At 45.9% G+C, this 13,354-nt stretch carries 8 protein-coding genes; 7 read left to right on the forward strand and 1 reads right to left on the reverse strand.

Annotation, left to right across the window (positions count from 1 at the left end):
- The first annotated feature begins 99 nt into the window (after positions 1–99).
- The 7 genes from ACOMHB_RS15360 to ACOMHB_RS15390 all read left to right on the forward strand — a co-directional run bounded on the left by ACOMHB_RS15360 (position 100) and on the right by ACOMHB_RS15390 (position 10,752).
- Positions 100–1,299, forward strand: a complete 1,200-nt coding sequence (locus ACOMHB_RS15360) for a hypothetical protein (RefSeq protein ID WP_448217258.1) — start codon at positions 100–102, stop codon at positions 1,297–1,299.
- A 582-nt stretch (positions 1,300–1,881) separates the two neighbouring features.
- Positions 1,882–3,093: a hypothetical protein gene (locus ACOMHB_RS15365; protein WP_448217259.1), complete on the forward strand. Its 1,212-nt coding sequence runs from the start codon at positions 1,882–1,884 to the stop codon at positions 3,091–3,093.
- 455 nt (positions 3,094–3,548) lie between these two features.
- Positions 3,549–4,673 carry a hypothetical protein gene (locus ACOMHB_RS15370; RefSeq protein ID WP_448217260.1) on the forward strand — a complete coding sequence of 375 codons (1,125 nt, stop codon included), beginning with the start codon at positions 3,549–3,551 and terminating at the stop codon, positions 4,671–4,673.
- 244 nt (positions 4,674–4,917) lie between these two features.
- Complete coding sequence (locus ACOMHB_RS15375; RefSeq protein WP_448217261.1) at positions 4,918–6,072, forward strand: hypothetical protein; 1,155 nt, start codon at positions 4,918–4,920, stop codon at positions 6,070–6,072.
- 246 nt (positions 6,073–6,318) lie between these two features.
- Positions 6,319–7,536, forward strand: a complete 1,218-nt coding sequence (locus tag ACOMHB_RS15380) for a hypothetical protein (protein WP_448217262.1) — start codon at positions 6,319–6,321, stop codon at positions 7,534–7,536.
- A gap of 143 nt (positions 7,537–7,679) precedes the next feature.
- A complete protein-coding gene (locus tag ACOMHB_RS15385; protein ID WP_448217263.1) occupies positions 7,680–9,014 on the forward strand; it encodes a hypothetical protein in 1,335 nt (444 codons plus the stop codon).
- Positions 9,015–9,618: 604 nt separating this feature from the next.
- Entirely contained in the window at positions 9,619–10,752 is a 1,134-nt protein-coding gene (locus ACOMHB_RS15390; protein ID WP_448217264.1) for a hypothetical protein, read from the forward strand.
- Between the two features lie 236 nt (positions 10,753–10,988).
- On the opposite strand, the gene ACOMHB_RS15395 is transcribed toward ACOMHB_RS15390, so the two are convergent.
- Positions 10,989–13,349 (reverse strand): DNA polymerase II, encoded by a 2,361-nt coding sequence (locus tag ACOMHB_RS15395; RefSeq protein WP_448217265.1) that lies wholly within the window; start codon positions 13,347–13,349, stop codon positions 10,989–10,991.
- Positions 13,350–13,354: the final 5 nt, after the last annotated feature.

The following is a 13,354-nucleotide window of genomic DNA, read 5'->3' on the forward strand; positions in this document are numbered from 1 at the left end:
TACCGGATGTAATTAAAGAAACAGGATGCTTCTGGTATTTAAGGTTTGACTGGTCATTTACTAATAACAAATCAGTCACACTTAATAAGGACATAGACAATGAAAACAACTATTAAAGTTATATCGCTATGCTCATGCTTATTATTTATAAGTTCAGCCGCTCATTCAGACGTATCGAGAGAAGAACAATTCAACTTATTGAGCCACTACAATAACGCATCTTTAGTTGAAGACGGTCTGAAACTGGTAACCAGCGGTTCCGGGCTGGCAGTTTCTACCGCGATCAATTATGGATTCTGGTACGGCATCTGCAGATCACCTGAGGTGGTCATTGCCCTTGCGGGTCGCTTTGGCCTGTCAGGCCCACAAGAAAATGAGTTACAAGAGATCAGATCATCTTTTTGTAAGCAACTCGCAGCGCTTATGACTTCTGCTGAGGTTGCTTTAGCCGGACACATATCGCCCTGGCCCGTTGAGCCGCCCTGGTGGCAGCCAATGCGATTTGCAGGAACAGCATACAGTGTTTATCAAGCAGGCACTGAAGAGGTACCTCATCTTGCGGCCATAACACCCTTCGCATACTTTACCAATGAGATAATAACAAGAACATTTGCCGGAGCCCATGCTATCAGGGGTTTAAGGTCTCAGGGCAATGATACAATCCAATCTTTGGATTATGCCCGTAGTGAATATACCATGTTGTCATCAATCGCTGGCACGATCGTTGGCATGATAGCCTATGACAAGGCAATCGACAGAGGTTATACACCTGCGAATGCAATCTTTGCTTTCGTGTTATCTTCTATATTGGCAGAGACAATATCATCATTTAGCTCTTTTTCAGCGTTAAATTCAGGCGTTGGCAATAAAAACGATACAGGAACAGCAGCCTTAGCCGGGGCCGGGGCCTTAGCTGGGTCAATGGCCACAGCCGCAATCTTAACCGGCCATGTTAGGAGCAGATCAAATTTTGTCTTGACTCTAACCGCAGTTAGCATCTTCACTCGCTCTATACCTGAAGTTGGATACAGAGTCTATTTTAGCGCCATAGCCGGAAGCTTCGTCGGGCCCATTTTCGAGGTGTTTCTCTGGAAACAGGGCCGGGAACTGAACTCAAGGCATTTACCGAGATACGCCGCTGTTATCCTGGCACCTGCACTGTCAATCGCTCTGATTAATGGCCTTTCAAACCATGCAGTTTATGGTTACCCACTTGAAGAAAGTTTATCCGAAACAGCCCGTAATCAATTGCAGAAACTTTATGACCCTTTAGATTATTTGTACACCATATTTAATTGACAATAACTGGCTCAACCCGGCTGACTGTCTTACGAAAAGAATAAGCAGACTCTGAAACTTTTTGAGTTACTATGAACTCCTCGCAATGCGTCTGAATGACTTTAAATGTCAGCTGACTTTTCTTCGTTTGAACGATTCAATAAAAGCGCCCTAGCAGCCTGTCGGACTTAAGACTGTCCTACTGCGGACGCTTAAGTCAGACAGGCTGCTAGCGGCTTTGACTAATACGCACGTCCACTTATTTCTGAAAAAACTTTTTTGGTTCCGGGTGAATATTTCTTTCAGGTCAGACACCAGAAGAATTAATTATGATAATGAGTGGAGACAACTCCAATGCTGTACTATGAAGAACTATCCAGACAGAAAAGCCCAAAGAGCCAGTAACAGCAACACTGGTTCATTTGTATGACAAACAAGTTCTTACAACTATTAAGGTCAGCCAAAGGAGGGCATATAGAGAGCATCTGTCACTCAAGAATCTCATGCTGGATTTAATTTAAGAAACTGATTAATTCTGGCAGGTATTTTTTGACGTGTCATTAGCTTATAACAAACCAGAAAATTTAATTAAGGACATCAATAATGAAAACATTCACTAAACTAATACCGCTTTTCTCGTGCTTATTATTTATATGCCCTGGAGCTCATTCAGACATATCGAAAGAAGAAAAATTCAACTTATTGAGCCATTACGATAATACATCATTAGTAGAGGACAGCCTGAAATTGGTTGGTAGCACTTCCAAGGTGGCCATTTCCACCGTGATCAATCACGGATTCTGGTACAGCATCTGCAAATCACCCGAGCTGGTCTCTGCCGTTGCAGGCCGCTTTGGCCTGTCCGGCACAGAAGAAATTGAGTTACAAGAAATCAAATCATCTTTTTGCAATCAACTCGCAACCGTTATTACCTCTGCTGAGATTGCTTTAGCCGGACAACTTTCGCTCTGGCCCCATGAGCAGCCCTGGTGGCAACCGCTGCGATACATGGGAACGGCCTACATTGGATATAAAGCATACACTCAACAGGAGCCTTATCATGTACCTTTAACAACTTTGGCTTTCTTTACCAACGAGGTAGTGATGAGAACAGTAGCAGGAGCCGCTGCTATCCAAACTTTAAGGAATCAGGGAACAGTCTGGCCTTTGGATTATGCTCGCAGAGAATATTCCATGTTGTCAACACTCGCTGGATTGATGGTCGGTACTATCGTTTACGAACAGATGCTTGCCAAAGATGTTTCAGCGGTAAAAGCTGCTTTTGCCTGCATTATCTCCGCTACATTGACACAGACAATATTAGCCATTAGCTCTTTTTCAGCACTCAATTCAGGCTCTTTTGATTTTGTCGGGACAGGGGCAGAAGCAGAAAGCCTGGCTGGAAACGCAGTCTTAGCTGGGTCATTTGCCACAACCATGTCCGGATACATGTGGGTTGGGAACTCACTTAATCAGTTCACTAACTTTATCACTCTTGCCATCGTGGCCACGGCTTTTCCGATGAGGGGAACTGCAGTTGATTACAAAATCTTGGCCGGGTTGGTAACCGGGACAGCAGTCTCAACGGGAATCATTGAACTTCAGAAGCTGCAAAGGTCAAAACTGGATTCAAGGCATTTATTAAGCAATCTTGCGATTTCCCTGGCTCCTGCATTGGCTATCGCTCTGATCAATGGCGTTTCAAACAATGTCGTTTATGGTTACCCACTTGAAGAAAGTTTATCCGAAACAGCCCGTAGCCAATTGCAGAAATTTTATGCTCCCCTGGATTATTTGTACAGCTTTTTTAATTAACAGATAGTTGAAGCGAGAGATAGCCAACGGTTAAAGTCATTGGCAACAACTTTGTAATCCTGTTTAAAAACAACAAAGTGTAAAAAGATTCAACAGGAGTGAGCAGGTTCTGAACCTGCTCAAGTTGCTTTGAATGCTTCGGGAAGCAGCGGATTGAGTTTAACTTTTCTCTTTGAATAACGAACCAGCAAAAGCACTCAGCCACTTTTATTAATATTCCTCTCTAAAGCGCGGTGTATACATAGATCTGTCGCCCCTGAACCTCATAATGGATGCTATAAAAGAAACAGATTAATTCGGACAGTTAAGCTTTGACTGGTCTTATAACAAATCAGTTACTCCAATTAAGGACTTCAATAATGAAGACATTCGGTAAACTAACAATACTCTTCTCGTGCTTATTATTTTTATGTTCAGTCGCTCATTCAAGCAGATCAAAAGAAGAACAATTTAACTTGTTGAGCCACTATAATAATGCATCCTTAGTTGAAGATAGCCTGGAACTGGTGACCAGCAGTTCCAGGCTCGCAGTTTCTACTGTTATCAATTATGGATTCTGGTACAGCATCTGCAAATCACCCGAGCTGATATCTCCCCTTACGGGTCGCTTTGGCCTGTCAGGCTCTGACGAAAATGAGTTACAAGAGGTCAGATCATCTTTTTGTAACCAGCTTGCAGCCATTATCACCTCCACTGAGGTTGCCTTAGCCGGGCACATATCGCCCTGGCCCCTTGAGCTGCCATGGTGGCAGCCACTGCAGTTTGTAGGAACAGCATACGTTGGTTATCAAACATACACAAACCAGGATCCTTATCGTGTTGCGATAGTGACTTCGGCTTACTTTACCCATGAGGTAGTGGCCAGAACCTTAGCCAGAGCCCTTACCATCCGAACTCTAAGGAATCAGGACACAGGCACAACACAATCGCTAAATTATGCCCGTATTGAATATAAATTGTTGTCATCAATCGCTGGCCTGATGGTCGGGGCAATAGTCTATAAAAAGATGCTCGACATAGGATTATCACCTGTGAAAGCAGCCTTTGCTTACATGATATCTGCTTCAATGATGAAGACAATATCAACATTAAGCTCTCTTTTAGTTCTTGACTCAGGCAGTGGTCATGCAGTTGTGGAAGAAGCAGTAACCATGGCAGCGGCCGGAACCGGGGCCATAGCGGGAACAATGGCTGTAGCCATAAGCGGAGCCATGGCTGTTTGGTGCAGATCAGATCTATTCTTGAAAGTAAACACACTTGTTACCATAACCCTGGCCAGTCCTGAATCTGAAATTGGACACATAGACAGTTTTATTGGACTTAAAGCCGAAGTCGGAATGACAGTCGGAGCCGTACTCTTGCAATTTCTATTGCAACAAAGCCGGGAACTGGACTCAAGGCATTTAATGAGAAACGTCGCTGTTACCCTGGCTCCTGCATTAACACTCGCTCTGATCAATGGCGTTTCAAACCATGCTGTTTTTGGTTATTCACTTGAAGAAAGTTTCACCGAAACAGCCCAGAACCAATGGAAGAAATTTCATGCTCCTTTGGATTACTTGTACACCTTGTTTCATTGACAGAGTGAAGTCAATCGCACCATCTTTGTCATACCTTTTACCATCAGCAAGTTGCATTGGACACTTTATTTCCTGAACCCGGGAACCACTCAATGGTTGGCGAAAATTCCATTGCTGTTCTATAAATAGGATCCTGAGAAAACAGGAAATGCTCGCAACACATCAGTTTCATTTACCCTGATTATGGACACGAAGAATGAAAATGTCCGTTAGACTAATACCATTATTTTCGTGCTTATTATCTTTGTGTTCGGTCGCTCATTCAAGCTTAACCAGAGAAGAGCAATTTAACTTATTAAGCCACTACAATAATAATGCATCGTTAGTCGAAGACAGCCTGAAACTGTTCAGTAGTGGTTCCGGGCTGGCCGTTTCCACCGTGATCAGTTACGGATTCTGGTACAGCCTCTGCAGATCACCCGAGCTGGTCTCTGCACTTGCGGGTCGCTCTGATCCGTCTGGCACAGAGCAAAATGAGCTGCAAAAATTTAAATCACTTTTTTGTTATCAACTTTCAGCCGTTATCACTTCCACTGAGGTTGCATTAGCCGGACGCGTATCGGCCTGGCCCCTTGAGCTGGATTGGTGGCAGCCGCTGCGATTTCCGGGAACTGCATACGTTGGTTACAAAACATACACTACCTGCGATCCTCCTTTTCTTATACCCGTTGTCACTGCGGCATACTTTACCCATGAGGTCGTTGTAAGAACGGTAGCCGGAACCTATGCCATCCAGGCTTTAAGGCAGCAGGACAGAGGCACGACCCAAACTTTGGTTTATCTCCGTAGTGAATATACTATGTTGTCATCAATGGTGGGTCTGATGGTCGGGGTAGTAGTCTACGACGCTACGCTCGCCGGAGGTTTTACAACGGCGCAAGCGATTGGTGCTTACCTGATATCGTCTGAATTGACGGAGAGAATATTTACAAGAAGCTCTTTTTCAACACTTAATTCAGACGATACTGATAGAATCGAGGCAGGAGCAGAAGCACTGGCCGAAGCCGGAGCCATAGCTGGATCATTAGCTGCAGCCATAGCCGCAGCCATAATGATGTCTGCTGAGCGCTCAAATTTAATCTTCGAAGGAATCACACTTGTCACTCTGGTCTCAGCCGTCCCCATAGTTCCGGAAGTCTGTGTTGGAGCCTTCGTCGGATTGCTAGCCGGAGCACAAATCATTGGACTTATGATGCTGCAACACTCACAACTGGACTCAAAACATTTATTGAAAAACATCGCTCCTCTGGGTCCTGCGCTGGCAATCGCTGCGATCAATGGTTTTTCAAACCATCGTGTTTATGGTTACTCACTTGAAGAAAGTTTCACCGAAACAGTCCGTAAACAATGGAAGAAGTTTCATGCTCCTTTGGATTATCTGTACACCTTGTTTAATTGACAAATAGTTAGATGCGAGAGACAGCTAATTAGATTTTAGCTCGTGTGTCGCTGAGCAATTTCCGCTAGTGAATGCCGAAAATAAACAAGAATAGTGGACAACTAATGCCGTGTAAGCCCCAAAGGGCCAGGAAGATACCGGATGCTATACCGGATGCTATAAAAGAAACAGGTTAATTCTGGTAGTCAAGGTTTGACTGGTCACTTACTTATCACAAATCATTCACCCTGATTAAGGACTTCAATAATGAAAACTTCCGGTCAACTAGCAACGCTGTTCTCGTGCTTGTTATTTTTATGTTCAGTCGCTCATTCAGGTATATCAAAAGAAGAACAATTTAACTTATTGAGCCACTACAGTAATACATCGTTAGTTGAAGACAGTCTGAAACTGGCAACCAGCAGCTCCGGGCTGGCCATTTCCACTGTGATCAATTATGGATTCTGGTACGGCATCTGCAAATCACCCGAGGTGGTCTCTGCCCTTGCAGGTCGCTTTGATCTGTCAGACACAGAGCAAAATGAGCTACAAGAGGTCAAATCATCTTTTTGTAATCAACTCGCAGCCGTTATCACCTCCACCGAGGTCGCTTTAGCCGGGCACGTATCAACCTGGCACCTTAAGCATCCCTGGTGGCAGACATTGCGATATGCCGGAACAGCCTACAGTGGTTATGCAGCATACACTAACAGCAATCCTTATCTTATACCCATAGTGACTGCGGGTTACTTTACCCATGAGGTAGTGGCAAGAAGGGTAGCCGGAGCCACTTCTATCCGGAGTTCAAGGTATCAGGACAGAAGCACAACCCAACCTCTGGATTATGCACAAAGTGAATATTCCATGTTGTCATCAGTCGCTGGCATGATGGTCGGGTCGATAGTCTATGACATGATGATCGCCAGAGATGTCTCACACGCAAAGGCAATCTTTGCTTACATAATATCCCACGCATTGTTAGAGGGATTATCAGCAATAAACCCTCTTTCAAAACACAATTCAAACGGTGTTGCCAGCGTTTGGACAGAAACAGGAGCAGATGTCTTGGCTGGAACAGGAGTAGGAGCCTTAGCTGGATCATGGGCTACAGCCATATCCGGAGGCGTAAGGGTCGCGCACACATCTGATCTATTACCGAGCGCCGCCATAGTAGTTTACACCGCGATTTTGGTTTCTCCTTATTCTAGAGGAAGGGACACCATTGTTGGAATGGTGGGAGGATTGATGGCCGGAAACCTGGTCTTGGCTCTTCTCAGTCATCAACGCTCAGCACTGGACCCAAATCATTTATTGAAAAACGTTGCTCTTACTCTGGCTCCCGCATTGACGCTCGCTCTGATCAATGGCTTTTCAAACTATGCGATTTATGGTTACTCACTTGAAGAAAGTTTCACCGAAACAGTCCGTAACCAATGGAAGAAGTTTCATGCTCCTTTGGATTATCTGTACACCTTGTTTAATTGACAAAACGCCCTGAAATCCTTCAGAGACACAGGGCTTTTCGCTTATTTAACACTTACTGTCAATGGCGAAAGTTCCGTTGCTGTACTATATCGTCTCTTGGTAACAGCAAGACACAAAGAACCCGAACCGAATGAGAGACTCCTATGTGTGCTGGTCGTGTTTTTACAGCTACAAAAAACAAACTACTCCCGGTTTGGGAAGATTCAGTCCGTCATTTAGTGATCAATAAATTAGTTGCCCGAATTAAAAACACAGACAATGAAAACATTCCTGAATCAATACTGCTGTTCCTGTGCTTGTTATTTATCTGTTCGGTCGCCCATTCAGGCATATTGGAAGAAGAACAATTCAACTTATTAAGTCACTACAATAATGCATCATTATTAGTCGAAGACAATCTGGAACTGGTCGTTAGAGGTTCCGTGCTGGCCGTTTCCACCGTGGTCAATTACGGATTATGGTACGGCATCTTGTGCAAATCACCTGAGCTGGTCTCTTCCCTCACGGGTCGCCCTGGCCTGAATCTCCCAGAGCGAAATGAGTTCCAGGAGCTCAAATCTTCTTTTTGTCATCAACTCGCAGCCGTCACCACCTCCACTGAGGTTGCATTAGCAGGTCAGGTATCGCTTTGGCCCCTTAAGCGGCCCTGGTGGCGGCCACTGCGATTTGTTGGAACCGGATACATTGGTTATTTAGCATACACAAAATGCGACACTCGTTTTATACCCATAATGACTGCGACTTACTTTACCCATGAAATAGTGGCGAGAACGGTAGCCGGAGCTATGACTTCACTGGCTTTAAGGACTCGTGACAGTCCTTCAATCCAACCTGAAAATTATACCTGCAGTGAATATGCCGTAGTGAAATCAATCACGTGCGTGATGTTCGGAGCAATTTTTTATCACAAGTTTCTCGCCGCAGGCGCTTCAACTGGTAAAGCAATCTCTGCTTATCTTGGGTTTGCTGCATTGGTAGAGTTATTACTACCCATAAGCTATTTTTCAGCATCTCATTCAGACAGTGCCCACGCAGTCGATCTGGAAGCAGCGGCAGAAACCTTAGCCAGCGCCTTGGCTGGATCAATAGCCGGAGCCTTAACCGGAGCCTTCTATGTTGGGTTCTTTGACCTGGCATTGTCCACAGCCGTAGTGGGTTATATGACCTTCTCACTCAGTAAAACTGAATTTTTATCCGGAATTGAAGACGAAGTCCTGCTTGGAGCCATGGCCGGAGCTGGAACCGGACTCACAGTCCTGATGATTCTGTTAAAACAAAACTTAGAGCTAGACTCAAACCATTTATTGAGAAACATCGCTATTACCGTGTATCCTGCATTGACAATCGCTCTGATCAACGGCTTTTTAAACAATGCGGTTTATGGTTACTCACTTGAAGAAAGTTTCACCGAAACAGTCCGTAACCAATGGAAAAAATTTCATGCTCCTTTGGATTATTTGTATACCTTGTTTAATTAACAAATGGTTAGGTTTGATGCGAGAGACCAGATTTTATTTCGTGAATCGCCAAACAATGACCGTTACTGAATAGCGAAAGTTCATTTGCTGTACTATAAATTCTCCCGGAAACAATAAAAGGTCAGCCACTACAGCTTCCTGTAAGTACCGGGCCAGTTGGTTTCGCATATTCTGGCGAGTGGATTTTTTCATCCTTCAAGGAGCAACGACGGGCGCGTAGCCTTAGCTACGCAACCGGAGTTGGAACGCAGAAGGATGCGAAAAGCCGCCGTCCAGAATATGCGAAACCAACTGGCTAGGTACTTATATGCAGATCGAATTCTCATAACTGCAAAGATCAGCCAAAGGAGAGCATATGTTAAGCGTCTGTCCCTTTTGAACCTCGTACTGGATGCTATAAGTACCTAACCAGATACTTAAAAGAAACAGGTTAATTCTGGCAGGAAAGATTTGACTGGTCATTTGCTTTATAGCAAATCAGATACCCTGTTTATGGATTTCAATAATGAAAATATCCGGTCAACTAACAGCGCTTTTCTCGTGCTTATTATTTTTATGTTCAGTCGCTCATTCAGGCCTATCAAAAGAAGAACAATTTAAATTATTGAGCCACTACAGTAATACATCGTTGGTTGAAGACAGCCTGAAGCTGGCAACCAGCAGCTCCGGCCTGGCCATTTCCACCGTGATCAATTATGGATTCTGGTACGGCATCTGCAAATCACCCGAGGTGGTCTCTGCCCTTGCAGGTCGCTTTGATCTGTCATGCACAGAGCAAAATGAGCTACAAAAGGTCAAATCATCTTTTTGTAATCAACTCGCAGCCGTTATCACTTCCACCGAGGTCGCTTTAGCCGGGCACGTATCATCCTGGCCCCTTAAGCAACCCTGGTGGCAGACATTGCGATATGCCGGAACAGCCTACAGTGGTTATGCAGCATACACTAACAGCAATCCTTATCTTATGCCCATAGTGACTGCGAGTTACTTTACCCATGAGGTAGTGGCAAGAACGGTAGCCGGAGCCACTGCTATCCGGAGTTCAAGGTATCAGGACAGAAGCACAACCCATCCTCTGGATTATGCTGAAAGTGAATATTCCATGTTGTCAACAGTCGCTGGCATGACGTTCGGGTCGATAGTCTATGACATGATGATCGCCAGAGATGGCTCACACGTAAAAGCAATCTTTGGTTACATAGTATCCCACGCATTGGTAGAGGGATTATCAGCAATAAGCCCTCTTTCAAAATACAATTCAAACTGTGACGATAGCGTCTGGACAGAAGCAAAAGCAGAAGCAGGAGCAGATGTCTTGGCTGGAACAGGAGTCGGAGCCTTGGCTGGATCATGGGCTACAGCCATATCCGGAGGCGTAAGGGCCGCGCACATATCAAAAGATCTATTAGCGAGCATCGCCATGGTAGTTTATACCGCGATTTTGATTTCTCCTTGTGCTAGAAGAAGCGACATCACTGTTGGAATGGTGGGAGGATTGATGGCCGGAAACCTGGTCTTGGCTCTTCTCAGTCATCAACGCTCAGCACTGGACTCAGGTCATTTATTGAAAAACGTTGCTCTTACTCTGGCTCCCGCATTGACTCTCGCTTTGATCAATGGCTTTTCAAACAATGCGGTTTATGGCTACTCACTTGAAGAAAGTTTCACCGAAACAGTCCGTAACCAATGGAAGAAATTTCATAATCCTTTGGATTATTTGTGTACCTTGTTTAACTGACAGGCAGTTTAGGCGAGAGACGACCTAAGTACCTGGCCAGTTGGTTTCGCATATTCTGGCGAGTGGATTTTTTCATCCTTCAAGGCGCAACGACGGGCGCGTAGCCATAGCTACGCAACCAGAGTTGGAACGCAGAAGGGTGGAAAAAGCCGCCGTCCAGAATATGCGAAACCAACTGGTTAGGTACTTATGGGTGATGATGGTTAAGGCCCAGTCTGGCACGACGGGTTGAACCGTCAAAACAGTCCCATCTGTTCGTCAATCAAGGTATTAAAATCAAGATTTATAAACGGAAGAACACCCTCTGCCACCGGCTTTAGCTGCTTGTCGATGTAATGTTGATAATCAATGGGGCTGGTGCGATATTCCAGCGGCTCAGGGCCGTTGACGGTGATCAGGTATTGAATCCAGCCTTTGCGCTGGTACTTTAGTGGTTTTCCCAGTGACTGATTGATCTCATCGGCTTTTCTGGCCGCCCTGACCTGAGGAGGAATGTGTTTAACATAGTCCCTGAGATTACGCCGCAGTCGCTTTCGGTACACCAGTTTGTCATCCCACTCTCCGGCCAGCGTTTTCTGCACAGTCTCCCTGACCAGGTTTTCCGGAGATTGATCGTTAAACACCAACGAGAACAGTTCCGTTTGAAAATATTTTGCCAGTGCCGTCCAGTCAGAACGGACCGTTTCCAGTCCCTTGAATACCAGTTGCTGCCCGCTGGCAGTGGCTGTAATACCGGCGTAGCGTTTTTTACTGCCGGTATCCGCGCCACGAATGGTCGGCATCAGAAACCTTCGGTAGCAGGTTTCAAACTCAAGCTCCAGCGCCGAGTCCAGTTGATAATCCTCTTTTAATTTAGCTGTCCAGCGGTCGTTAATCAGCCGCTCCAGTTCTTTCCCGGTGGATCTGGCCTGCTCATCGGAATAGGCTTCATTCAGGAGCACGAAAGTAGAATCGGTATCGCCATAAATCACCTGATAGCCCTGCTCTTCTATCCAACGGGCCGTCTGCTGCATGATTTCATGCCCTCGCAGGGTAATGGAGCTGGCCAGCCGGGTATCATAGAAACGACAACCGCCTGAGCCCAGCACGCCATAAAAGGAATTCATAATAATCTTCAGCGCCTGGGAGCGGGCAGCATCCTTTTGCTTCTTGGCTTCATCCCGTTGGGCCCAGAAATAAGCAATAATATCTGGAAGAAAATGCCGGTCACGGGAGAACAGGCCGCCACGAAAACCGGGAATCGCCCCTTCTGGTTTCTGCAAACCTTCCACCAGTCCCAGTGGATCGATTTTGAAGGTTCTGATGATCGAAGGATAGAGGCTCTTGAAATCCAGAACGATGACATTGCGATAGAGTCCGGGAATGGAATCCATAACATACCCCCCCGGACTGGCCAGCCCTCCGCCTTCCGGTAAATTCGGAGCCACATAACCGGCCCTGTGCAAACGGGGCATATAAAGATTGGTGAATGCCTGGACTGAGCCACCCATGCGATCAAGCTCCAGCCCGGTCAGATGACTGCGTAATCTCAGGTAATCAAGAATGTTGGTGTGTTGAAAAATCTCTGCAACCAGTCGGCAGTCCTGCAGGTTGTAACGGGCCAGTTTTTCCTTGTTATGGAGGAAGTCATGATTAATGATAGCCATCCGGTTATCTACGTCTTCTGTCGCCTTACCTTTGCCCAGAAGCGTCTGTGCCACAAACTCCAGACTAAAGCTGTCAAACTGATAAGTGGCTGCCTTTAATGCCTCAATGCCATCAATGACCATTCGACCCGGCAGGGTAATAAACCCCTGCCCACTATCACCTCTGCGACTTCTCCAGCTGGCTGCCTGTTGCCCCCGGCCCAGTTTCAACGGCATGCCATGGCGTTCTGCCCGTTTAAGCAGCAGCCGAAAATCAAAATTAATGACATTCCAGCCAATCACTATGTCGGGGTCCAGAGTTCCGAGCGTCTCTTCAAGTGCCTCCAGAAGCGCTCTCTCATCAGCAACCCAATGTATCCAGTCAACCGGCTCCTGATCGCCCACCATGATGACCCGTTCAAAGTCCCCGGCCGAAAGTCCAATGGAGTAAAGTTCACCTCGCTCGGAACATTCAATATCCAGGGAGACCACCTTGAAGTCGGGATTAAACTCAGCAGGACGAATTCGCACCTTGCGGTATTCCTGATAGCCTGACTTCTGCACCAAATCACCAGTGAATGCCATGCCACCGTTTACAAAACGCTCCATCAGGAACCGATCTGCCAGCCTGACATCGGCTTCCAGCAACTCTACGCCTCTGGTACGAAAATAATCATGCATCTGAAACGATTGGTTCACGTTTTGACTGTAAAGGGCCGTGACTGGCTCATGACGAAAGTTCTTCAGAGGTAAAGGCTTTGCCTCAATCGTTGGATAACTCCTGAAAAACTCACTCTTTAGCGGCTCAAACCTCGAGGAAACAACAAAACAGACGGGACGCTCCCCTTCAACCACCAGCTTTGCAGGACCATCATCAGTGACAACCCACAAAACAACTTCCGTCTGTCCTCTGCGGTCCTGGCTATGTCGGCTCAGAAGAAAGCCTTTGCGTACAGGCTGGGTATTTAGCAAGTCAG

This window comes from Endozoicomonas sp. 2B-B (assembly GCF_053470045.1).